We start from the raw sequence: 20,805 nt of genomic DNA, 5'->3' as shown, positions 1-20,805 counted from the left end.
CCTCGAAAATTTCGCTTGCAATAATTTTATGTTTCCATAATCATTGAATTATGGAAATAAAATCCGTCGTCACCGCCCTCGCAGCGCTCGCCCAGGAATCCCGCCTGGCCGTCTTCCGTCTGTTGGTCCAAACCGGGCCGGAAGGCTTATCCGCCGGAAAAATCAGCGAGACGCTGGGCATTCTGCCCTCGTCGCTCTCTTTTCACATGAAGGAACTCGCCCACGCCGGTCTCGTTTCATCCCGGCAGGAAAGCCGTTACGTGATCTATTCGGCCAACTTCCGGACCATGAACGAGCTGCTCGGTTTCCTGACCGAAAACTGCTGCGGCGGCAAGCCTTGCACACCAACCGATTTTCCCCAACAGGAGCATTCGCCATGAAAAGATTCCATGTCCACATCGCCGTCGAAAACCTGGAAGAGAACATCCGGTTCTACAGCGCCTTGTTCCAGGCCGAGCCCAGCGTCCGGGAAGCCGATTACGCCAAGTGGATGCTGGACGACCCGCGCATCAACTTCGCCATCTCCGCACGAGGACGCAAGTCGGGCCTGGATCACCTGGGACTTCAGGTCGATTCCGGCGAGGAACTGGAACAGGTCAACCGCGGCCTGAGCGAGGCCGCCCTGCCGGTCGAAGCGCAAAAACAGGCCGCCTGCTGCTACGCCCAGTCCGACAAATACTGGACGGTCGATCCCCAAGGCATCGCCTGGGAAGCCTTTCACACCCTGAGCGGCATACCGACCTTCGGCAAAGACACGGCCATACAACTCAAACCCGCTTCGAGCTGCTGCAGCCCTTCAAAATAAGGAATCCGTCCGTAAACCCGCGTCCGCTGAACGTTCTCGTACTCTGCACCGGCAATTCCTGCCGCAGCATCCTGGGCGAAGCCCTGATCAATCACCTGGGCGCGGGACGTTTTCGTGCTTTCAGCGCCGGCAGCCACCCGACCGGCCGGGTCAACCCGAACGCCCTGGCGACGCTGGCGCGCCACGGCTTGCCGACCGAAGGCTATGCCAGCAAGTCCTGGGACGCGCTCGAAGGTACGCCGGTCGACATCCTGATCACGGTGTGCGATTCGGCCGCCGGCGAAGCCTGCCCGGTTTACCTGGGATCGGCGGTGCGCGGGCACTGGGGCTTGCCGGACCCGGCCCGCGTCACCGGCAGTCCCGAGACCATCGAAGCCGCTTTCGAAGCGACCTACACGGCGCTCGAAAAACGCATCCGCCGACTGCTGCCGCTGCCGGTGGAAACGATGTCCCGATCGGAACTGGCCGAGACGCTGAATCGGATCGGGACGGAACCCCTTTGAACGATAAGGCTGCCAGGCATGACGGGCACGGCCTGTCGGCCTTTGCCCATCCTACGAACTCCCGTATTCCGCTGCGCTTCATACGGGCTACGGATAGCGGCTTCCGCGACTCATTGCCGTATCCCAAGCGACGGATCCAGCTTGAATAGATCAAGAGAAACGACCGCCATGAACAAACAGACCCGAAATACAACCCGAAGCGCCCGCCGTTCCGCTCGCGGGTCGGGCGAAAAAGCCGAAGGCATGAGCCTGTTCGACCGCTATCTGACGGTCTGGGTATTCCTCTGCATCGTCGCCGGCATCGGCCTCGGGCATCTTTTCCCCGCAGCCTTCCAAACCGTGGGACGGCTGGAAATGGCGAAGATCAACCTGCCGGTTGCGGTGCTGATCTGGCTGATGATCATTCCGATGCTGGTCAAGGTGGACCTCAAGGCGCTGAAAGGCGTCGTGAAGCACTGGCGCGGGGTGGGCGTGACCCTGTTCGTCAACTGGGGCGTGAAACCGTTTTCCATGGCGCTCCTCGGCTGGCTGTTCATCGGCCAAGTGTTCCGGCCCTGGCTGCCGGCCGATCAGATCGATGCCTACATCGCCGGGCTGATCCTCCTGGCCGCAGCGCCGTGCACGGCCATGGTGTTCGTCTGGAGTCATTTGTCGCGCGGCGAGCCCCATTACACCCTGTCCCAGGTGGCGCTCAACGACATCGTCATGATTTTCGCCTTCGCGCCCATCGTCGGGTTGCTGTTGGGTCTGTCGGCCATCACCGTTCCGTGGAACACGCTGCTCCTGTCGGTATTGCTGTATATCGTCGTCCCCTTGATCATTGCCAACCTCTTGCGCATGGCGGTTCTGCGCCGCGGGGACGGATACGCCCGTCTGGACCGGCTGCTGAAAATCCTGCACCCCGTCTCGCTGACGGCGCTATTGGCTACGCTGGTGCTGCTGTTCGGTTTCCAGGGCGAACAGATTTTGGCTCAACCGCTGGTGATCCTGCTCCTGGCCGTGCCCATTCTGATTCAGGTGCTTTTCAACTCGGGATTGGCTTATCTTCTGAACCGCGCCGTACGCTCGCCGCATTGCGTGGCGGGCCCCTCGGCGCTGATCGGCGCCAGCAACTTTTTCGAGCTGGCCGTGGCGACCGCGATCGCCCTGTTCGGCTTCGAATCCGGCGCGGCTTTGGCGACGGTCGTGGGCGTCCTGATCGAAGTGCCGGTGATGCTGCTCGCCGTCGGCGTGGTCAACCGCAGCCGCGCCTGGTACGAACGCCGCGCCGGCGTGCCGAGCTACGAAGAATGCTGTCCGGCGCATCTGAACGCCGGGCACTGATGGCTTCGCCGCTTACCGATGAATTGACTGGAGATCGTGTCATGCAACATCGCAATCGCTGGGTATTTGCCGGAATCGTTCTCGCTCTTGGATTACCCACAGTGGTGCCGGCACAGACGGCGAGTCCGGAACGGATCGAGGAAATCGCCAAACGCGGGGCCGAGGTCATACCGTTCGACCTCAAGCAAACCCGACACATTTTCACCAAGACCGAAACGGGCGGAATCCAGCAGGTCGTGGTCCGGGAGCCCGCCAACGTCGGACAGATCGAACTCATCCGGCCGTACCTCACCAAGATCTCCCGGGAATTCGCCCGCGGCGATTTTTCCGATCCGGCGCGTATCCATGGGGAAGACATGCCGGGACACCCTCACGGGACAATGCACCCCCTGCACAATAACTAGCCTGGACCATCGGCTGGGTTGGGGGGCCCGAAACCCGGCATTCGGGCGTGCTTGCCGGTTACTTCGCCATCCCGGCCTGCCTTGTCGGGCATACCGCGGAATCCGCCATTGCGCCGAGGCTATTCCCCCCTTGCGCCGGGTAGCGACGCCGTCGAAGCCGACGTCCACGCACCGGATCGTGCCGAACGCGGACCACGACCGACCTTCCACCCGCGTCGGGGCCGTGATGAATTATTCGGGCCGGCGCCGTGCTTCGCTCGACACGAAAAATTCTTTTCCGGACTCGTGGTCAGTTTCGCTCATCCGGCTGTCTAATGGACTGTTAACGCCACGCTAACCAAGGATGCATCATGAGCCATCAGAATCCAGGTAACGAGTCGCGCGATTTGTCTCAAATGACGCAATTCGGCATCTTTTATCCGCTCGGCTATCTCGTGGTCGCGTTTCCGGACGAGAAAGATGCACAACAGGTGCAGCGCGATCTCATGACCGGCGGGTACGACCCGGCGGATTGTCAGCTTTTTACATGCGGAGACGTGGCGGCCGCCGCGCAGCGCAATCTCGCGGAGAATACGGGCTTTCTGGCACGATTGGGCTGGGCCGACGAGGCCGTGCAAGCCCATCTGGACGCGGCCAAGCAAGGCTCGGCGTTCCTGCTGATCTACGCGCCCGGCGATACCGAGACGGCACGTGCGCTAAACGTCGTCCGCCGCGTGCCGTTCGACTTCGCACACCGCTACCACCGCTTCGCGATCGAAGAACTGAAGTGATCGGGACTTACGCAGAACGGCCTTACTGCGCTTAGCTCCCTCTCACTTCGGGAAGGGCGTCTCCGGCGCTCGCGGAGACGCCGTTTGCGATTGGAAGGAGCCAATGCACAAGCCCCGAGAAAAAACAGGCAGTCTGTTCAGAAATCGGATGGAGGATTCATCTTCACTGACAGTCAAATTTGCGAGAGGCGTTCCTCACCTTATAAGAGTCCAATAGCGTCAATGAAGGAGATCATCATGAGCGGATATCAGATCGCCGTCATCGTCGGCAGCCTTCGCAAGGAATCGTTCAACCGCAAACTGGCCGACGCCGTCGTAACGAGATCATGGCCGCCCAAGGACTGCTGTTCGTCACGTCCGAATACAACCGGTCTATCCCCGGGGTGCTCAAGAACGCCATCGACTCCGCGCCAAACCCGTCCGACCGCCTTTGCCCCGCATCCACGTGCTGCGCACCATTCCGGACAGCCGGAAGATCAAGGCGGCGACGGCCGGCGCCTCGCGCGCTGATTGGGCGAAGGCGTCGCGGCCTTCGACCGGCACCCGGAGCACGGTTTGAACGTGCTGACATCCAAGGGCGAAACCATCGCCGCCGATCTGGTCGTCCTCGGCATCGGCGTGCGTCCGGAATCGGCACTCGCGGCCGATGCCGGCCTGGAACTGGGCGCCTTCGGCGGCATTCGCGTCGATGAATACATGCGTACCGGCGACCCCGCCATCTGGGCCGTGGGCGATGTGGTCGAAGTGAAAAATCGCGTCACCGGGGAATGGCAGCTCGTCCCGCTGGCCGGTCCCGCCAACCGGCAGGGGCGCGTCGCGGCGACCGCCATTCTTCAGCATTTCGATCGCAACGACGGTACGCCGCCGCCCCTGAAATTCGACGGCGTGCTCGGAACCGCCGTGTGCGAAGTGTTCGGTCTCGCCATCGCTTGTACCGGCGCCAACGAAAAGCTGCTTAGGCAAGCCGGCATGAATTACGAAAAGGTCTACCTGCATCCCGGCCACCATGCGAGCTATTTCCCGGGCGCCAGGCCGATCCACCTGAAACTGCTGTTCTCCGAGACCAACGGCAGGATTCTGGGCGCGCAAGCCGCGGGCGAACTCGACGTGGCACGGCGCATTGATGTCATCGCCACGGCCATGGTGCAGGGAGCTTCGGTATTCGACCTGGAGGACCTGGAGCTTTGCTATGCCCCCCAGTTCGGCGCCGCCAAGGACCCCGTCAATGTGGCCGGCATGATCGCCGCTAACCATCTCCGCGGCGGCCTGCCCCTGGCGGATTGGGATGAATTGGCGCGCACCGAAGCCCTGCTGGTGGACGTTCGCAGCGAAGCGGAATTCGCCGGCGGCCACATCCCGAACGCACGAAGCCTGCCGCTCGAAACCTTGCGCGGCAGGCTTCACGAATTACCCAAGGATCGCGAGATCTAGCTCATCTGCGGCGTCTGGCAACGGGCTTATTACGCCTTTCGGCTATTGGCGCAGAACGGCCTCCGGGTCAAGGTACTGTCCGGCGGCATGCAGACCTACCGCGCTCGGATGCGGACCGGCGGCTGAACACGGCGAGCAGAGGGGGCGACGGCCCTGCTCACGGCGCTTTTTCCGCGCGAGCCGGCTTTCGGCAGAGCCTTCATCCTAAATCCGGCCGTCGGAAACAACCTGAAAAGCCCTAAACCCTCTCCCCGGCCCTCTCCCAAAGGGAGAGGGTGTTTTGAAGTTCGGGAGAAGGGCGTTTGGCCCCTCGCCCTTTGGGAGAGGGGTTAGGGTGAGGGCATGCGGCGGCTGACGCGGCCTTGCGGTCATTTCGGAGATTCAATTGCGGCTTTCGGGTTCATCCACCCGGGTCTCGGACAGGGCGGGTTCCGGCGCGAACAGGTCCAACTGTCCCGTTGTCGGACGCTGCGCGCTTTCCAGAACCGAAAAGCTGACGCCCAGCAGCCGGACCTTGCGGCGGCCGGCTTCGGTGCGGTCGAGGAGTTCGGCGAGATGGGGGAGGACATCGCGGGCGTCTCGGAAAGGGCGATCCAGCGTTCGAGTGCGGGTGATCTGCTCGAAGTCGTCGTATTTGACTTTGACGGTCAGGCCATGAGCCTCGAGGCCGTGCCGGGCCAGTTTCCGGAGGACGCCCGCGGCCAGCCGGGCCAGGTGCTCGCGCATTTCGGCCCGGTCCGAAAGATCGGCCGGAAAGGTGGTTTCCGCGCCCCAGGATTTCCTCGGACGGTCGGGGATGACCGGCCGCTCGTCGATGCCGCGGGCGACCCGGTAATAGTGCTCGCCGGCCTTGCCGAACTGCCGGATCAGCGTGGCCAGCGGCACGCGCGCCAGGTCGCAGCCGCGATGGATGCCGAGCGCCCGCATCTTGGCTTCGGTGGCTTTGCCGATGCCGTGGAACGCGCCGATGGGGAGTTCCGCGATGACCGCCCGCCCCTGCTCCGGCGGGATCAGACAGAATCCGTCGGGCTTGTTCCGGTCGGAGGCGATCTTGGCGAGGAATTTGTTGTAAGAAACTCCGGCGGAGGCGGTGAGCCGGGTCGATTCCAGGATGCGGCGCTTGATCTCCCGGGCAATCCGAGTGGCGGAGCCTTGCAGGGCCGGGCTGGCCGTGACGTCGAGATACGCTTCGTCCAGAGAGACGGCTTCGACCCGGTCCGTGAACTCCAGGAAGATGGCGCGAATGTCCGCCGACACCGCCCGATACACCTCGAACCGAGGCCGGAGAAACACCGCCTCGGGACACAGCCGATAGGCGTGGGCCGCGGGCATGGCCGAACGAATGCCGAATGCCCTCGCCTCGTAGCTACAGGTGGCCACCACGCCGCGCGAGTCCGGAGCGCCGCCCACCACCACGGGCTTGCCCCGGAGTTCCGGAAAGTCTCGCTGTTCCACGGCCGCGTAGAAAGCATCCATGTCGATGTGGATGATCTTCCGGAGCGGCCGGGGCGGGTCGATTCGGTCGGGGCTATTCGCGCTCATGCGGCCAGACGCGCCGTCGGCAAAGGTATGGCCGCCGCCGGCTTATCCCGGCCTCGTACCGGTCGAGGCCCGGGCCGCTCCCGGATCCGCGGGTTTCCTGACGATGGCGGACGAAAAAATGTTCAGCCCTCCGCGAAATCGACGATCGCATCCAGAAAATCGGGAAAATGCCGAAAACTATGGTCTCCGCCCTCGATGACGGTTTGGCGAGCGCCGGCGTATTTCTGCACCGCCTGGCGATAATCCAGCACCTCGTCCCCGGTTTCCACCAGCAGCCAGAAGCGCTCCGGCCGCGCCAACTGCGGCACGGCCAAGGCGTCCAGTTCGGCGATGTGCTCGGACGTGAACTCGAAGGTCTCGCCGGTGTAGAGGTTGGTCTGCGGTCCGACGAAGGCGGCCAGGGTCCGGGGGGCATCCGCCGCCGGATTGATCAGTACCGCGCGGAGATCGTGCTTCTCCGCGAGATAGGTCGCATAGTAGCCCCCCAGAGAACTGCCCACCAACGTCGGAACCGTCGGGGATTGCGCCAGGGCGCGCTCGATCCGCTCGATCGCCTGCCGCGGGCCGACCGGCAACTGTTCGCACCAGAACCGGTCGGCCAACCCGCGGGCAGCCATGCGTTCCGCAAGGCGGCGGGCTTTTGCGGAGGCCGGCGACGAACGGAAACCGTGAAGATAGACAATCATGGATCCTCCATTTGGACGTTCAGAAACTCGGAAGAGCGATATCTTATGCTTTCGGCCGGTTTCCGGCACCGGAAGTCCGTCGCCGGGGAAGGCTTCAGAAATAAACCTGCCACGAGGCCATGCCGCCCAGAAAGTCGCGTCCGGCTTCCCGGCGCAGCGACAGCTCGAAGTGCAGCGCGTTCTCCTCCGAGAGGCCGATGCGCTGCTGAAGAAGCAGTTCGTCGCTGTGCCGGGGCCCGCCGAACCAGTAATTCAGCCATCGGCCGGAAAGCCCCGCGCGCCAGCTTTTCGAAAAATCGTGATAAACACCGAACGACGGTCCGATACCCAGGGCCACGATATTCCTGAACTCTTCGGCCACTTCCAGAGAGCCCTCGGCAAAGGCGTAAAAGAGAGTATGCCCCGCCAGGTCGTAGCTGAGCCCCACGCCCGGATTGAAACGCCCGACCAGCGAGGCGGTCCGGCCGCCGTCCAGATATCTTCGCGCCGCGCCCGCGCCGGCTTTCCACGAGATGCCGGACAGCGACCGGTTCCACGGCGCCAGGGACACGACGTCGAGAGCGTCGAATCGCTCCAGTTCAACCCTCCCCCGTTCCGGAAAAATCCGCAGCGCCGTGTTGAATACCTGGATTTGCGAACCCCGGATGTAGCCGCCTTTGGGGTCCATCAGATCGTGATAGGCGGGACGATATTCGAGCTGAAGAAAATAGCCGAGTGGGGCGAGTCCGTTGCCGAACCGGAATCGGCTGCTGGCATGGCCCTGATCCGGCCGCACCTCCGGTACCGGAACGTGCGGCGTTTGCGCGGGCAGATCCAGCCGGTTTCTGGCCTTGAGCAGGCCGAAGACGATCGGGCTCAGCGCTTCGGCCGTCTCGGCGTCGGTCGCCTTGCGATATTCGGCCAGATCGATGGCGAGTTCCAGCGCTTGCGCCCGTCTCGTCGTGGAAAGGGCTTCGAGTGCCGGAGCGTCCGGGACCGTTCGCCCCATCGCAAGAGCATCGGCCAGACTCCGCATTTCGCCATCGGCGGCGGCCCAGCGGCTCAGCGCCACCGTGCTGCGGGCCGGGCGGAACTTGACCGCCTTCAAGAGTCCCGGGGTTGCGGTAACGGCGCGGATCGTATCGGACGGTATCGCCCAGCCGCGAAACCGGTCCGAGAGCCGCAAGTCCGGCCGGGCCGCCTCCAGAAGCAGCAGCAATTGATAGGCGCAGTTCTCGTCGAGGAAGAAATAATCGGCATAAACCGCTCCGAGCTCCCATAAGTGCCGCAGCAGCCGCATCGTTTCGTCGGGAGTCAGGTCGAGTCGGTACTCCCAGAGATCGCGATTCTCGATATCGCCGTATTCCTTCACCTTGAGGTAATAGGGCAATACGGAAAACCGCCCGGGATAGCCGCCGAACAAGCCCTTGAGCGCGAACGCCATGCCGCGCTCCCCGCCGGTTCTAGCCGCGTAACTGGCGGCATGGGCGAGCAGGTCCGCCGAGTCTTCGGCATCGATGCGCAGCAGCGTGTGCCCGAACATCGAGGCGGGATTGTTGAGATAGGCCGAGGCAAAGATCAGGCTGATCCGCCGGGGCTGCAACATGGCGAGCCAGTTCTCGAAACGTTCGCAGCGCGGTTCGGCAAGCTTTTCGGGATCGAACCCGAGTTCCTGCTTCAGCCAGGCATAGCGCGCGGGAAACCGGCATCGTGCCGGCTCGACCGCGGCCTCGGAATCTCCCAAAAAAGCGGCTAGCGTCGCGGCCAGTTCGTCCGCCGGATCGGTCTTGCCGGCCGCCGCCAGAAAAAAGGCGGGATCGTCGATGAGACTCGTGGCGCCCGGCCCGAACAGGTCGGAGCGATAATGGAGCAAGGTCCGCCATTCCGCGCGGTCCGCCAGATGCCGATCCCGCGCCGCCTGCAACAACTCCTGCGCATAAACGTCGTCGCGGGCCGGGACGGAAGCGCAGACCGCGCAGAATCCCAGCAGCAGAATCAGACGTCCGGCCATGCGGGCTCAAACCGCCGCCTATCTGCCGACGGCGCTCAGGGCAGAGCGGCTTGCAGCTCCGGACGATCGGCCAAATCGGTCATGAATTTCGCCAGCCAGTCCTCGGCGCTGATCCGATCGGAGCCGAACCAGGTCGAAAACCGGGCCTTGATGAATTGGTAGAACATCGGACGATCGACCTCGGAAATCTGTAACAAATCCGCCAGCGCAGCCAGGTGCTCGCCGCTCCCGAGCGCCATGTCTTCCCGTAGGCGCTCGAAATTGGCGGCGGCGAATTCGTTTATCCGCGACCTCGCCGAGTGATCGTGCTTGTCTCGCGGACTGGTGCTCGACGTGAAATCCGAGGACGCATCGGTCGTATTCTCGAAGGTCTCCGTAGTCGACTCGGTCGAATCGGTGGTGACGGCGCAGGAGGACAACGCCAGTGCGACAAACAGAGCGCCCAGCGCATTAAAAAAGTTCGAAGCGTACATACGTCTACCTAAATCCATGAAAAAGGCCATTTCCCCTCTTTTCCAAGGCTTGACGGAAAATTCGCCCGGCCGCCATGTACGCACCCGGGTTTCACGAAGCGCGCGGGGGCGGCGCCGAATACCAGGAGAATATTTCAGTTATGACCCGGCTTTTTTACAACAATTCAACCCCTTAGGGCAAAGGAACGTTCGTTTTTTTAAACGGGGCCGGAGCGGGATTCGCGCATGCCGGAGCCTCTGCAAAAGGTATGCAAATTTGCGTATTGGAAGACGATGGGCTTTTCGTAACGATGACAATCGGACTGAAAACCCGGTAGCGGCCATCGGAGGCCGGATCGGATTTCAAGAGCGCCCCGGGCATTCTTCGATTATGGCCGGGATCGCCGGAAAACCACTCATCGGAAGGGATACCATGGAAACGATTCTTCAATCCAGCGACACCCGGTCCAAAGCCAGGCAAATTTCATTGCTCTGGGCCAAGTGGCTCAGGAAAAGCGGCAAGGAGGTCAAACGGGCACAGCGATTGGCGTTCGAATCGGAGCTGGACTCCTTCTTGCGGAAATATCCGGATTATTGGGGCGTGAACACGATCGAGATGCGCTTGAATCCCGTATCCGCCGAACATAACGGTTGAACGGTCCGCGCCCATATCCCAGGAATATTGCGCTTCGAAACCGGACAATCCCAAACCTCGCCCAGGCAAAACCATCCGGACATACGCTTTTATCGTTCCGGCGCGCTTTCCGATTTTCCAATGGCGGCCCGTGTGGTCGGGATGAGGGTCTTTCGGTTCGAATAGCGACGTCAATCATGGGTCTGAATCGGAGAGTCAATCGGAGCTTCCTTGGCTTACGGCGTTCGAGGAAAAATTTTTGGCGCCGCCGCCCTCCCCTTCCCGCTTGTCAGCGCTTCTCCGGCGGCGGTTCGGCTACCTTTAAATATCCTCGGGTCTCCTCGGTTTCCGGGCTGGTTTGGCCGACCTCGGGCAGGACTTTCCCCGTACAAAGCCAGTAACCGTACTGCGGCCACTCTTTGGAAATCGCCTCGATGTGCCAGGCGTAAACCTTTTGTTTTTTATGCTCCAGATTGCTGAGCTGGTTCGTTCCTATCCCTGTCTTTTGGGCGAATTCGTCCCTCGTCAGACCCAAAGTCTTACGCAACCGCTTGATGCGATCATTCGCGGCAAATTCATCGAGCCCATACATCACACTTGTATTATTTACAGATATGTATAAAATACACGTTCAAATAACCTGTTATTTCCCAATGTAACGCAACGAGGGGACATTATGGACGAACAGGACATCCGTCAAGTGCTGTTGCTGCCGCATGTGCAGGTGATGCACCGGGAGAAGTTCGCGGAGTTGGTCGGGGTATCGCCGGGCGTGGTGGAGGGCTGGGTCGATCGCGGCCAGGTGGACAGCATCGTCATCGGCAAGCACCGCCTGATCAACATGGTCAAACTCACCCTACGCTGCCTCGAGCATGAAACCTGTTTCTAAGCCGAACCACAGGAAAAACATCGATGCCGGCCCTTCGAACCAAGATTCCCCTCGGCGATCTTCACGCGGCATGCCAATCGATCGTGACCCAGTCGGTCGACTATGTCCGCCGCGGCGGTAGTATCGAACTCGGCTATTTGATGTACCGGAATCAGCTTCAAGGCTTTCTCCTCTTTACCGCCGGCACCGCCGGAGAGCCCGTCGTCAAACACGCGCAAAGCGCCCTCGACGCCGCATACCGCCACTTCAAGAACCGGCGGGAATCCGGGCCGCCGCACCTACCCCGCCGATGAAAATACCCGAGAACCGCCCCGGTGAATGCCCCATGAGCGTCTCCCGTTTCGCAAAACTTCTGGCCCAAACCGAGACCCGCATCGCTCTCGCCGCCCTTTTGCTCGCCGTTGCCTGCATCGGCATCGGCGGCGTGATTGCCGACCGCTTCGTGACCTTTCACCTTCTCACCGGAACGAAAGATTAGAGTGTTTTTCGGGCGTGTTATAGCCGAAACGCTTCCGATCCGGCATCGGTGCAGGCGCGCTGACTGCTTTTTGCCGGCACCGAACACCGTTTGGGAATCTCTGAGAAATCTCCAATTCGGAAGAGCGGCCTGGACAACCGATCGATCCAACAGACCTTCTCCGATCGCAAACCCCGCTTGAGCCTCGCCCCTTCCCGGGCGTTGGGTTTCGCGATTTTACTTTTCGACCATCCGTAAAAGGCGTCCTATCCCGGCTCCGTCTGCGAACCTATTTCAGGCCGAGCCGCCGCGCCAGCTTGTGCAGATTGCTCGGATCCACGTCCAGTTGGCGCGCGGCCCTGGCCCAGTTGCCGCCGCACAGACGAAGCGCATCCTGTATAGAGCGGCGCTGGCGCTCCTCAACCGCATCGCGCAATGTGGATACTCTTTCCGATTCGTTGGCCGCGGCGGCGGAATGCGCGTCGGCGACGCGCTCGAACTCATCGAGATCGAGCAGGTCGACGGGCAAGGTGACGATATCGTTTCGATCGACGCCGCGGCTCATGATCTTCAACGCGGCGCGGCTGATCACATGCTCCAGTTCGCGCACATTGCCCGGCCAGCGATATTGCTTGAGCGCGGTCTCCGCTTCCGGGGCGAGCCGCAGGCTGCGCAGACCCAGCCGCGCACGGTTGAGTTCGAGAAAGCGCCCGGCCAGGAGCAGCACGTCGTTGTCGCGTTCGCGCAGCGGCGGTATGTGTACCGGATAAACGGATAGCCGATGATAGAGATCCGCCCTGAATCCCCCGTCGCGCACCTGATCGCGCAGCTTGCGATTGGTCGCCGCGATGACCCGCACGTCCACATGCCGCGGCTGATCCTCGCCGAGCCGCTGAATCTCGCCGTTTTGCAGCGTGCGCAAGAGCTTTGCCTGCACCGAGAGCGGCAACTCGCCCACTTCGTCGAGAAACAGAACGCCGCCATCGGCGGCTTCGAAGCGCCCCGGCCTTTCGATGGTCGCCCCCGAAAACGCTCCTTTTGCGTGGCCGAATAATTCGCTCTCGGCCAGCGATTCGGGCAAGGCCGCGCAATTGACGTGCACCAGCGGCTGAGCGCGACGGCGCGACAGACGATGCAGCCGGCGCGCGAACAATTCCTTGCCCACGCCCGTCTCTCCCAACAGCAACACGGGCAATTCGGAGTCGGCCACCACTTCGAGTTCGCGCAGCAATTGGGTCATGGCCTGGCTCTGGCCGACGATCTCGCCGTCGTCCTGCGGCGGCGGCACCGCGAGGGACTCCTTACTGTGCACGAGTCGCAGCGCGCGGATTTCCGCTTCCAATCGGGTCACCCGTATCGATGCCTCGATCAGCGTCGCGAGTTCGCTCAGGCGGTTGCGCGCCGCCTCGTCGAAGGCGCCGACCTGCAAGGCATCCAAAGTGAGCGCGCCCCACGGCTGACCTTCCACGTACAGGCTGATGCCCATGCAATCGTGTACCGGCAGAGGTTCGCCGACGTGGGTGTCGATAAGGCCGTCGTAGGGGTCGGGCAGACCGCTGTCGTGATTGAAGCAGGTGAGATCGCGCCGCGAAAGAATGGCGGCCAGACGCGGATGCTGGCTCGTCGCGAAACGCCGGCCCAAGGCATCGCGCACCAATCCATCGATGGCGACCGGGCGCAAATACGCTTCTTCCAAGCGCAACAACGCTACCGCTCCGCAGCGGAATTGCATCCGCAAGGCGCTCACCAGTCTTTGCAATCGCACCGCCTGCGGCAAATCGGCCGCCAGATCGGCCATCAGCATATTCTCGAACATGGTTTATTTTACCGTTAAAGGTATTTTTAACCCTAACATAACTTGGTCAAAAATACCATTGATTATATAACTCGTTAATTTATATATTGAATTTATCTGGCCTACAATTTGCTGAATAAGAGTTGCAATTCACAAAGGATTCAATCATGAACACACTCGATCAATCTCTGGGCCATCTCGCCCGCACCATCGCCGGAGCAACGCAGATTTTCCATGAATACGGGCTGGATTTCTGTTGCGGCGGCAAACAAAGCCTGCGCGAAGCGGCCCGCGCCAAGGGCCTGCAACCGGAAATCGTCGCCCGCCGACTGGAAAACCTGCAAGCGCAGCAGACTTCGGATGCCGATAGATGGAAGGACGCGCCTACGGCCGAACTCATCGCGCACATCGTCGATCGCTTTCATGAACGCCATCGCGTGCAATTGCCGGAACTGATCCGCCTGGCGCGCAAAGTCGAACAGGTTCACGGCGATCGGGCCGAATGCCCGCACGGCCTGGCCGATCATCTCGGCACCTTGTGGCAGGAGCTGGAAAGCCATATGCACAAGGAAGAACGGGTGCTGTTCCCGCTATTGTCGCTCGGCGCGAGGGCCGCTGTGCAAGGGCCGATTCTGGTCATGCGCATGGAACACGACAATCACGGCGAAGCGCTGCAACGCCTGATCGAACTCACCGACGGCTTCACGCCGCCCGCCACGGCCTGCAACACATGGCGCGCCCTGTATCTGGGACTGGCGACGCTGTGCGTAGACCTGATGGAACACATCCATCTGGAGAACAACGTTCTTTTCGAAACCGCCTCGCAAACGCAAAAAATGGAGTCCTCCCATGGGTAACTACCGCAAGCTCTGGTTTACGCTGATCGGCATATTGGCCGTGACCTTCACCCTGCTCGGTTATTACGGCACCGAGGTCTATCGCAGCGCGCCGCCGATTCCGCAGCGCATCATCACCCACGAAGGCCGGACGCTTTACGCGCAGGAACGCATCCTCGACGGGCAGACCGCCTGGCAGTCCGTGGGCGGCATGCAACTGGGCTCGATCTGGGGACACGGCGCTTATCAGGCGCCCGACTGGACCGCCGACTGGCTGCACCGGGAACTGTCGAACTGGCTGGAGCTGGCCGCGCAAGCGGAATACGGCATGAGCTTCGACGCTCTCGACGGAGAACGCCAGGCCATTCTGACGGCGCGCCTGAAAAACGAGTACCGTCACAATACGTTCGACCAGGCGACCGGCGCCGTGACGGTCTCGGCGCGGCGAGCCGAAGCCATCGCACGGACGGCCGCCTATTACGAGCGGTTGTTCGGCGATGCGCCCGAGCTACAGAGCACGCGCGAAAGCTATGCCATGAAAGAGGCCACCCTGCCGAGCGCCGAGCGCCGCGCCGATCTGTCCGCCTTTTTCTTCTGGACCGCCTGGGCCGCCGCGACCGAGCGCCCCGGCTCCAGCGCAACCTATACCAACAACTGGCCGCATGAGCCGCTGATCGGCAATCGGCCCACCGGCGAGAACATCGTGTGGTCGATCGCCAGCGTTGCCGTCATGATGGCCGGCGTCGGCTTCCTGATCTGGGGCTGGGCGTTCCTGCGCAAGCACGACGAAAGCGACCCCAAAGCCCCGGCGAGCGATCCTCTTTCTCTGATTGCGCTCACGCCCTCCCAGCGCGCCCTCGGGAAATATCTGTTTCTCGTCGTCGCGCTCCTTTCCTTCCAGGTACTGCTGGGCGGCTTCACGGCGCATTACACGGTGGAAGGCCAGCATTTCTACGGCATCGATCTCTCGAAGTGGCTGCCCTACTCGTTGGCGCGCACCTGGCACATCCAGAGCGCCTTGTTCTGGATCGCCACGGGCTTTCTGGCCGCGGGCCTGTTTCTCGCGCCGCTCATCAACGGCGGAAAGGACCCGGCCTATCAGAAGATCGGCGTGGACATCCTGTTCTGGGCACTGGTGATCGTGGTGGCCGGCTCTTTCACCGGCAACTACCTCGCGATCGCGCAAGTGATGCCGAAAGAACTCAACTTCTGGCTCGGCCATCAGGGCTACGAATACGTTGACCTCGGCCGGCTGTGGCAGATCGGCAAGTTCGCCGGCGTCGCCTTCTGGCTGGTGCTGATGCTGCGCGGCATAGGACCGGCCTTCAAAAGGGTGGGCGACAAGAACCTGCTGGCCCTGTTCACTGCCTCGGTCGTGGCCATTGGCCTCTTTTACAGCGCCGGATTCTTTTACGGCGAGCGCACCCATCTGTCGGTGATGGAATACTGGCGTTGGTGGGTGGTGCATCTGTGGGTCGAAGGCTTCTTCGAAGTGTTCGCCACCACGGCGCTGGCCTTCGTCTTCTCCACTCTGGGCCTGGTATCCTCGCGCATGGCGACGACCGCAAGCCTGGCCTCGGCTTCGCTGTTCATGCTCGGCGGCGTGCCCGGCACCTTCCACCACCTTTATTTCTCCGGCACGACCACGCCGATCATGGCCGTGGGCGCGAGCTTCAGCGCGCTCGAAGTGGTTCCGCTGGTGGTGCTCGGCCACGAAGCCTGGGAGAACTGGCGTCTCAAGAACCGCGCGCCGTGGATGGCGAACCTGAAATGGCCGCTGATGTGCTTCATCGCCGTAGCCTTCTGGAACATGCTGGGCGCGGGCGTATTCGGCTTCATGATCAATCCGCCGATCTCGCTCTACTACGTGCAGGGTCTCAACACCACGCCGGTGCACGCCCATGCCGCGCTGTTCGGCGTGTACGGCTTCCTCGCGCTGGGCTTCACGCTGCTGGTGCTGCGCTATGTGCGTCCGCAACTGGCGTTCAACGAACGCCTCATGAAGAGGGGCTTCTGGTGGCTCAATGCGGGTCTGGTGCTGATGATCGCCACCAGTCTGTTGCCCATCGGCTTGTTCCAGTTCCATGCCAGCGTCAGTCAGGGGCTCTGGTACGCGCGCAGCGAAGCCTTCCTGCAACAGCCCTTCCTGGAAACACTGCGCTGGGTGCGCACTTTCGGCGACGCAGTCTTCATCGTCGGCGCGCTGTCGATCGCCTGGCAAGTCGTCAGCGGCTTGTTGCAGCGAGAGAGCGGCCTGCCGCTGCTAGCCGAAGCGCCCGCGCCCGCGACGGAGTAACTCTACTATCGAGCGAAAACCGCCTCGCCGCCGCACGATCGGACGCGGCGGCGACGGATCGGCCCGATCCGGGCGTCTGCCCATGCCGGAATCGAGAGGCGTGGCTGACCCCGGATCGCCATGCGGGACCGGAAGGCTCCAGAAACCCTGACAGCCCACCGGCAAAGCGGGCAAGCGCATCCCCCGCATCGAAAATCCCGGCGGGGGCGCGATTCAAGCCGCCGCCGGCGATTGCAAGAGACCGCCGCCACCAACCGCTCCTCATAATTTTTCCGTAAAATCAAATATATCCATGTTCATCTCTTCAGCAGAATGCGAGACGGCCTCATGCCCGGCATGGCGATGCTCCAATGCCAGCCATAAGCGGCGCGCCGGCGCGCTGGCCGTATCCGCGCTAGTCCTCGGGCTATTCGGCTCCAAAGGAATTGCCGCCGGCTCTGGCGACCTCCACGCCGCGCACGAGGGCCATCGCGGCAGCCCGATGACGGCTCAAACGGCCAATGGCCTCGAGACCCCCGGGACGGTCGACGCACCTCGCCAACAGGCGTTTCCCCGGGGGACGAAAGGGCTCCCGGAAGCGAAACCGACGACGGCCGTCAATTTGAAAAGCGGGGACGTGTTCGAAATGACGATCGCCCCAGTCAAGAAAAAGATCAACGGCCGGTGGGTGCGCCTGCTGGCCTACAACGGCTCCGTACCCGGCCCCGTGCTGCGCGTTCTCCAAGGAGGAGAAGTGACCCTGCGCTTGCACAACCGGGGCGATACCGAGACCAGCTTGCATGCTCACGGCGTACGCTTGGAGAACGCCTTCGACGGCGTGCCCGGCCTGACTCAAAAGGCGCAACGGATTGGCGAAACCGTCGAATACCGATTGAAGTTTCCCGATCCCGGCATCTACTGGTTCCACCCCCATGTCCGCACGGATTACGCTCTGGCGTCGGGGCTCTATGGCACCATCGTGGTCACGCCGACCGATTCCGCCTATTGGCCGCGCGTCAATCGGGAACTTGTCTGGGTGTTGTCGGACCTTGCGCTCGATCCCTCGGGCGATCGCGCGCTTTTTTTCAAAGAGACGGTCGACCATGCGCTCATGGGCCGGTTCGGGAACACCTTGCTCCTGAACGGCGACACTCATCCGCGCTTCTCCGTGAAACGCGACGAGACGGTTCGTCTTTACCTCACGAATGCGGCGAACGCGAGGACCTTCAACCTGTCCATCCCCGGCGCGCGAATGAAAGGGGTCGGCGCCGATCTCGGCCGCTACGCGCAAGAAACCTGGGTCGACAGCGTGCTCTTGGCGCCGGGCGAACGGCGCGTCGTAGACGTATTGTTCGATCAAGCGGGCGACTATCCCGTGCAGCACCGGACGCCGGATAAAACCTACTCGCTGGGCACCGTGACGGTTAAGGAGCCGGCGGTCGCTCAGTCTTACGCAAAGGAATTCGCCATCCTGCGGAGCGAAGAGCCGGACCTCGAGAACCGGACGGTCCTGGAACCCTTCTTCTCGAAGGAACCCGACAAAATTCTGAAACTCGACCTGGGCATGGATCACGCGATCATGGGAGCCGCGGGCAGCGACGAACATGGGGCCCACCGAATGCCCGACGGAACCATGATGCATCACGCGGCGACGGACGAGGATCGGCAAGACGACGGGATCGAGTGGGAGGACACGATGGCGACGATGAATCGCGTATCAACGTCCGAGACGGTGGTCTGGAAAATGGTGGACGAAATCACCGGCGAGGAAGGCATGGCCATCAAAACCTGGCGCTTCGACCGGGGCGATCAGGTCAAGATCCGCCTGGTGAACGATTCTCAGTCCATGCATCCCATGCAGCACCCGATTCATTTTCACGGCCAGCGCTTCCGGGTTCTGGCTACCAACGGGATACGCCACGAGAACCCCGATTGGCAGGATACCGTCCTCGTCCCGCGAGGAGCCACCGTGGACATTCTGCTGGATGCCGCCAATCCGGGAAGCTGGATGGCGCATTGCCACATCGCCGAGCATGGTGAGAGCGGCATGATGCTGCCATTTCAGGTGAATCCGTAGACCCAAGCCCGGCGCCGCGGATCCGAGCACGAATCGCCGCGCTACATGCCGGCGACGCGCAGGATCGGCGCGCCATCTGAGGACGGCCTCGGCGCTCAGAGGGCGGGGGGGGTGCCCAGGAAAAGCCCCCCGGACTGGCGGGCGAAGCCGAAGCGCAGTCGCGCCAGGTTTTTGCAGCGTAACGCGCTTACCGCCGAAGGCGGCTTCCTTTTCGGCCGTAAAGCCGCGATGAAAACGCTCTAGACTACTTCCGGCACTTGCCCGGCTCTTCGCTTTCAATCTCCTCGACCGAGCCGCCCTCGTACTCGACCTGTACACACGCCCCGACCGCCAGAGGACCGTCGTCTTCCTCCAGCTTGGTCGTTTCGGTCACCTGGACCTCGCGACCGCCTATCATCCAGGTGCCGACCTTGCCTTCCGGGCGCTTTTCAAGAATGCCGTAGAACTCTTCGCCGGCTTGGCTGTTCGCCGGGATCCAAAGAATTCCGCTGGACAGAAACAACAAGGTTATTAATCGTTTCATCGTTCGCTCCTTGAATGACATCGCTTCATTGGACAAACATCGCGTATCCAAAATTCGTCCGCGTGCGTCGATACGATCGTCAGGTTTGCCGGGAAAAGGCATATCCCGAGCGTCACCCCGCTAGGGAAGTTCTCCCGTTGCTTGCCATTGAAAAGCCTGTGATATCTTGCGGCCAATACCATCCCGGACATGGGGGCGACCCAAGGTGTTTCTCCGCCGCAGCGCGCTCTTCGCCTTCGCCGTTTGCCTGCTGGCCATTGCTGAGTCATCGGTCTTGGCGGCGCCACCTCAATCGGCTAACGACCCGGGGGCGAGTGCGTCCGAGCCGCCGGCATCGCCGGAGACCGTGGCGGCCAAACTTCAAACGCTTTCCGAGCTCGATCAGCGATTGGGCGGGATCCTATCCGACGCTGTTTCGGCCTTGAAGCAAGGCATCGAAAATGGCCCTCCGTTCCAGCTCGAAGAGCGCCGCGCGCGCCTCGATCGGCTGGAAAAACTGATTCGCGATCCCTCCGCGGACCCGTAGAGAAATATCGGCGCGTTCAGGAAGCCTACAGGGATGCGCTCCGGACGGGAACGACGAACGTCTGGTGGATTTCCTCAGTATCGGTCGCCTGGCACTTTATTATCAGACTCTGGATGGCCGCGAATCGGGGATCTGGCGCAATGACCGACGCCAGTGGCAGCGGCTGTCCGGCGAGGGGAACGAAGCCATCGCCCGGGGGCTGCGCACCGCACGCAAGCTGGAACCCCCACAACTGATGGTCCTGCCGCTGCCGGGGCCCAAATCACCGTGAAAGCGCTTTGCGTTCTCCGCTTCCTGCGAATCGCGACCGTTTGGGCGCTGTTCGGGGTTATCGTCCCGCCCGCCTTGGCCGACCCCGCCGTCTCATCCGAAGCCAAAACCGAGCGGCCGGCCTCGCCGTCGGAGGCGGAGGCCCAGTTGGCGACGGCCCTGGCGGGCAAGGAGGAATTGTTCCTGGCCATCCGGGAGAGCGCCGCGAATCTCAAGCCCTATCAGCAACTGATTCTGGCGGGTGACGCCGCGCGCCAGCGGGAACCGATCGACCGGCTCGCCGACAGCCGCCACATTCCGACTGCCGACGAATTGGCGCGGCTGTTCGGCAGTTTACAGGACCGGCTCGACGCTTTAGGACGTATCGAGACCTTCCGGGCTCCGGTTTATGCGCCGAACGGGCAGGCGGCCGAGAAAGATGTGCTCCGGCTGGGCGGATTCACTTTCCTTTCCGAAGGGCGTTACCTGGTGTATTCGCCCGAGGTCGACCGTTTGATCGAATTGCCCCGGCAGCCGCCCTCGAACCTGCTCGATCGGGCCCGGAAGTATGCCCGGGCGAATACGCAAACGCTGGCGCCGGTAGCCATCGATCCCATATCGGGACGAACCCTGTAGTT

The 20,805-nt window shown here is 62.2% G+C and carries 24 protein-coding genes; 17 read left to right on the top strand and 7 right to left on the bottom strand.

Annotation, left to right across the window (positions count from 1 at the left end):
• The first annotated feature begins 50 nt into the window (after positions 1–50).
• The 7 genes from ACWJKU_RS01285 (at position 51) to ACWJKU_RS01255 (ending at position 5,236) form a co-directional block, all read left to right on the top strand.
• Positions 51–380 carry an ArsR/SmtB family transcription factor gene (locus ACWJKU_RS01285; protein WP_454145227.1) on the top strand — a complete coding sequence of 110 codons (330 nt, stop codon included), beginning with the start codon at positions 51–53 and terminating at the stop codon, positions 378–380.
• On the top strand, positions 377–805 hold the full coding sequence (locus tag ACWJKU_RS01280; RefSeq protein WP_454145226.1) for an ArsI/CadI family heavy metal resistance metalloenzyme: 429 nt from the start codon (positions 377–379) through the stop codon (positions 803–805). Before ACWJKU_RS01285 ends, ACWJKU_RS01280 begins: the two co-directional genes overlap by 4 nt.
• The gene (locus ACWJKU_RS01275) at positions 706–1,308 is read left to right on the top strand and encodes an arsenate reductase ArsC (protein WP_454147993.1); all 603 of its coding nucleotides are present in this window, start codon (positions 706–708) and stop codon (positions 1,306–1,308) included. The genes ACWJKU_RS01280 and ACWJKU_RS01275 overlap by 100 nt, the downstream gene beginning before the upstream one ends.
• Before the next feature lie 168 nt (positions 1,309–1,476).
• Positions 1,477–2,631, top strand: a complete 1,155-nt coding sequence (gene arsB / locus ACWJKU_RS01270; protein ID WP_454145225.1) for an ACR3 family arsenite efflux transporter — start codon at positions 1,477–1,479, stop codon at positions 2,629–2,631.
• A 41-nt stretch (positions 2,632–2,672) separates the two neighbouring features.
• Positions 2,673–3,035 carry a hypothetical protein gene (locus ACWJKU_RS01265; protein ID WP_454145224.1) on the top strand — a complete coding sequence of 121 codons (363 nt, stop codon included), beginning with the start codon at positions 2,673–2,675 and terminating at the stop codon, positions 3,033–3,035.
• Between the two features lie 350 nt (positions 3,036–3,385).
• Positions 3,386–3,805 carry a hypothetical protein gene (locus ACWJKU_RS01260; RefSeq protein ID WP_454145223.1) on the top strand — a complete coding sequence of 140 codons (420 nt, stop codon included), beginning with the start codon at positions 3,386–3,388 and terminating at the stop codon, positions 3,803–3,805.
• 510 nt (positions 3,806–4,315) lie between these two features.
• Complete coding sequence (locus ACWJKU_RS01255) at positions 4,316–5,236, top strand: FAD-dependent oxidoreductase (protein ID WP_454145222.1); 921 nt, start codon at positions 4,316–4,318, stop codon at positions 5,234–5,236.
• A 381-nt stretch (positions 5,237–5,617) separates the two neighbouring features.
• Here ACWJKU_RS01255 and dinB read toward each other — a convergent pair whose 3' ends face one another.
• From dinB to ACWJKU_RS01235, 4 genes are all read right to left on the bottom strand, one after another.
• Positions 5,618–6,778, bottom strand: a complete 1,161-nt coding sequence (gene dinB / locus ACWJKU_RS01250) for a DNA polymerase IV (RefSeq protein ID WP_454145221.1) — start codon at positions 6,776–6,778, stop codon at positions 5,618–5,620.
• A 122-nt stretch (positions 6,779–6,900) separates the two neighbouring features.
• Positions 6,901–7,464, bottom strand: coding sequence for a YqiA/YcfP family alpha/beta fold hydrolase (locus ACWJKU_RS01245; protein WP_454145220.1), 564 nt, complete (start codon positions 7,462–7,464; stop codon positions 6,901–6,903).
• Between the two features lie 94 nt (positions 7,465–7,558).
• Complete coding sequence (locus ACWJKU_RS01240) at positions 7,559–9,454, bottom strand: Lnb N-terminal periplasmic domain-containing protein (protein WP_454145219.1); 1,896 nt, start codon at positions 9,452–9,454, stop codon at positions 7,559–7,561.
• A gap of 35 nt (positions 9,455–9,489) precedes the next feature.
• Positions 9,490–9,927: a DUF3015 family protein gene (locus ACWJKU_RS01235; protein ID WP_454145218.1), complete on the bottom strand. Its 438-nt coding sequence runs from the start codon at positions 9,925–9,927 to the stop codon at positions 9,490–9,492.
• Positions 9,928–10,339: 412 nt separating this feature from the next.
• On the opposite strand from ACWJKU_RS01235, the gene ACWJKU_RS01230 reads away from it, so the two are divergent.
• Entirely contained in the window at positions 10,340–10,561 is a 222-nt protein-coding gene (locus tag ACWJKU_RS01230) for a hypothetical protein (RefSeq protein ID WP_454145217.1), read from the top strand.
• 268 nt (positions 10,562–10,829) lie between these two features.
• On the opposite strand, the gene ACWJKU_RS01225 is transcribed toward ACWJKU_RS01230, so the two are convergent.
• Positions 10,830–11,132: a helix-turn-helix domain-containing protein gene (locus tag ACWJKU_RS01225; protein WP_454147991.1), complete on the bottom strand. Its 303-nt coding sequence runs from the start codon at positions 11,130–11,132 to the stop codon at positions 10,830–10,832.
• A gap of 84 nt (positions 11,133–11,216) precedes the next feature.
• Here ACWJKU_RS01225 and ACWJKU_RS01220 point away from each other — a divergent pair, with 84 nt between their 5' ends.
• From ACWJKU_RS01220 to ACWJKU_RS01210, 3 genes are read left to right on the top strand one after another with little or no spacing between them, the layout of a single operon-like run.
• Complete coding sequence (locus tag ACWJKU_RS01220) at positions 11,217–11,429, top strand: hypothetical protein (RefSeq protein ID WP_454145216.1); 213 nt, start codon at positions 11,217–11,219, stop codon at positions 11,427–11,429.
• 23 nt (positions 11,430–11,452) lie between these two features.
• Complete coding sequence (locus ACWJKU_RS01215; RefSeq protein ID WP_454145215.1) at positions 11,453–11,722, top strand: hypothetical protein; 270 nt, start codon at positions 11,453–11,455, stop codon at positions 11,720–11,722.
• 32 nt (positions 11,723–11,754) lie between these two features.
• Positions 11,755–11,907 (top strand): hypothetical protein, encoded by a 153-nt coding sequence (locus ACWJKU_RS01210; RefSeq protein ID WP_454145214.1) that lies wholly within the window; start codon positions 11,755–11,757, stop codon positions 11,905–11,907.
• 268 nt (positions 11,908–12,175) lie between these two features.
• Here ACWJKU_RS01210 and norR read toward each other — a convergent pair whose 3' ends face one another.
• Positions 12,176–13,702, bottom strand: a complete 1,527-nt coding sequence (gene norR / locus ACWJKU_RS01205) for a nitric oxide reductase transcriptional regulator NorR (RefSeq protein WP_454145213.1) — start codon at positions 13,700–13,702, stop codon at positions 12,176–12,178.
• A gap of 146 nt (positions 13,703–13,848) precedes the next feature.
• On the opposite strand from norR, the gene ytfE reads away from it, so the two are divergent.
• The 3 genes from ytfE (at position 13,849) to ACWJKU_RS01190 (ending at position 18,869) form a co-directional block, all read left to right on the top strand.
• The gene (gene ytfE / locus ACWJKU_RS01200) at positions 13,849–14,538 is read left to right on the top strand and encodes an iron-sulfur cluster repair protein YtfE (RefSeq protein WP_454145212.1); all 690 of its coding nucleotides are present in this window, start codon (positions 13,849–13,851) and stop codon (positions 14,536–14,538) included.
• Positions 14,531–16,813, top strand: coding sequence for a nitric-oxide reductase large subunit (locus tag ACWJKU_RS01195; protein ID WP_454145211.1), 2,283 nt, complete (start codon positions 14,531–14,533; stop codon positions 16,811–16,813). Before ytfE ends, ACWJKU_RS01195 begins: the two co-directional genes overlap by 8 nt.
• A 625-nt stretch (positions 16,814–17,438) precedes the next feature.
• Positions 17,439–18,869 carry a multicopper oxidase family protein gene (locus tag ACWJKU_RS01190; protein ID WP_454145210.1) on the top strand — a complete coding sequence of 477 codons (1,431 nt, stop codon included), beginning with the start codon at positions 17,439–17,441 and terminating at the stop codon, positions 18,867–18,869.
• A gap of 244 nt (positions 18,870–19,113) precedes the next feature.
• Here ACWJKU_RS01190 and ACWJKU_RS01185 read toward each other — a convergent pair whose 3' ends face one another.
• Positions 19,114–19,392 (bottom strand): DUF5666 domain-containing protein, encoded by a 279-nt coding sequence (locus ACWJKU_RS01185; RefSeq protein WP_454145209.1) that lies wholly within the window; start codon positions 19,390–19,392, stop codon positions 19,114–19,116.
• A 205-nt stretch (positions 19,393–19,597) separates the two neighbouring features.
• Here ACWJKU_RS01185 and ACWJKU_RS01180 point away from each other — a divergent pair, with 205 nt between their 5' ends.
• The 3 genes from ACWJKU_RS01180 to ACWJKU_RS01170 all read left to right on the top strand — a co-directional run bounded on the left by ACWJKU_RS01180 (position 19,598) and on the right by ACWJKU_RS01170 (position 20,803).
• Entirely contained in the window at positions 19,598–19,918 is a 321-nt protein-coding gene (locus ACWJKU_RS01180; RefSeq protein WP_454145208.1) for a DUF3450 family protein, read from the top strand.
• Positions 19,919–19,982: 64 nt separating this feature from the next.
• Positions 19,983–20,189, top strand: a complete 207-nt coding sequence (locus ACWJKU_RS01175) for a DUF3450 family protein (protein ID WP_454145207.1) — start codon at positions 19,983–19,985, stop codon at positions 20,187–20,189.
• Positions 20,186–20,803 (top strand): hypothetical protein, encoded by a 618-nt coding sequence (locus ACWJKU_RS01170; protein WP_454145206.1) that lies wholly within the window; start codon positions 20,186–20,188, stop codon positions 20,801–20,803. The genes ACWJKU_RS01175 and ACWJKU_RS01170 overlap by 4 nt, the downstream gene beginning before the upstream one ends.
• Positions 20,804–20,805 lie beyond the last annotated feature (2 nt).

It is taken from the genome of Methylocaldum sp. MU1018 (assembly GCF_053646775.1).
This window is presented reverse-complemented; position numbering and strand designations above follow the sequence as displayed.

What these genes read in the sequence shown, in the direction of transcription:
- ACWJKU_RS01285 (WP_454145227.1), top strand. Translation starts at nt 51, where the DNA reads ATGGAAATAAAATCCGTCGTCACCGCCCTCGCAGCGCTCGCCCAGGAA.
- ACWJKU_RS01280 (WP_454145226.1), top strand. Translation starts at nt 377, where the DNA reads ATGAAAAGATTCCATGTCCACATCGCCGTCGAAAACCTGGAAGAGAAC.
- arsB (WP_454145225.1), top strand. Translation starts at nt 1,477, where the DNA reads ATGAACAAACAGACCCGAAATACAACCCGAAGCGCCCGCCGTTCCGCT.
- ACWJKU_RS01265 (WP_454145224.1), top strand. Translation starts at nt 2,673, where the DNA reads ATGCAACATCGCAATCGCTGGGTATTTGCCGGAATCGTTCTCGCTCTT.
- ACWJKU_RS01260 (WP_454145223.1), top strand. Translation starts at nt 3,386, where the DNA reads ATGAGCCATCAGAATCCAGGTAACGAGTCGCGCGATTTGTCTCAAATG.
- dinB (WP_454145221.1), bottom strand. Translation starts at nt 6,778, where the DNA reads ATGAGCGCGAATAGCCCCGACCGAATCGACCCGCCCCGGCCGCTCCGG.
- ACWJKU_RS01245 (WP_454145220.1), bottom strand. Translation starts at nt 7,464, where the DNA reads ATGATTGTCTATCTTCACGGTTTCCGTTCGTCGCCGGCCTCCGCAAAA.
- ACWJKU_RS01240 (WP_454145219.1), bottom strand. Translation starts at nt 9,454, where the DNA reads ATGGCCGGACGTCTGATTCTGCTGCTGGGATTCTGCGCGGTCTGCGCT.
- ACWJKU_RS01235 (WP_454145218.1), bottom strand. Translation starts at nt 9,927, where the DNA reads ATGTACGCTTCGAACTTTTTTAATGCGCTGGGCGCTCTGTTTGTCGCA.
- ACWJKU_RS01230 (WP_454145217.1), top strand. Translation starts at nt 10,340, where the DNA reads ATGGAAACGATTCTTCAATCCAGCGACACCCGGTCCAAAGCCAGGCAA.
- ACWJKU_RS01225 (WP_454147991.1), bottom strand. Translation starts at nt 11,132, where the DNA reads ATGTATGGGCTCGATGAATTTGCCGCGAATGATCGCATCAAGCGGTTG.
- ACWJKU_RS01220 (WP_454145216.1), top strand. Translation starts at nt 11,217, where the DNA reads ATGGACGAACAGGACATCCGTCAAGTGCTGTTGCTGCCGCATGTGCAG.
- ACWJKU_RS01215 (WP_454145215.1), top strand. Translation starts at nt 11,453, where the DNA reads ATGCCGGCCCTTCGAACCAAGATTCCCCTCGGCGATCTTCACGCGGCA.
- ACWJKU_RS01210 (WP_454145214.1), top strand. Translation starts at nt 11,755, where the DNA reads ATGAGCGTCTCCCGTTTCGCAAAACTTCTGGCCCAAACCGAGACCCGC.
- norR (WP_454145213.1), bottom strand. Translation starts at nt 13,702, where the DNA reads ATGTTCGAGAATATGCTGATGGCCGATCTGGCGGCCGATTTGCCGCAG.
- ytfE (WP_454145212.1), top strand. Translation starts at nt 13,849, where the DNA reads ATGAACACACTCGATCAATCTCTGGGCCATCTCGCCCGCACCATCGCC.
- ACWJKU_RS01195 (WP_454145211.1), top strand. Translation starts at nt 14,531, where the DNA reads ATGGGTAACTACCGCAAGCTCTGGTTTACGCTGATCGGCATATTGGCC.
- ACWJKU_RS01190 (WP_454145210.1), top strand. Translation starts at nt 17,439, where the DNA reads ATGACGATCGCCCCAGTCAAGAAAAAGATCAACGGCCGGTGGGTGCGC.
- ACWJKU_RS01185 (WP_454145209.1), bottom strand. Translation starts at nt 19,392, where the DNA reads ATGAAACGATTAATAACCTTGTTGTTTCTGTCCAGCGGAATTCTTTGG.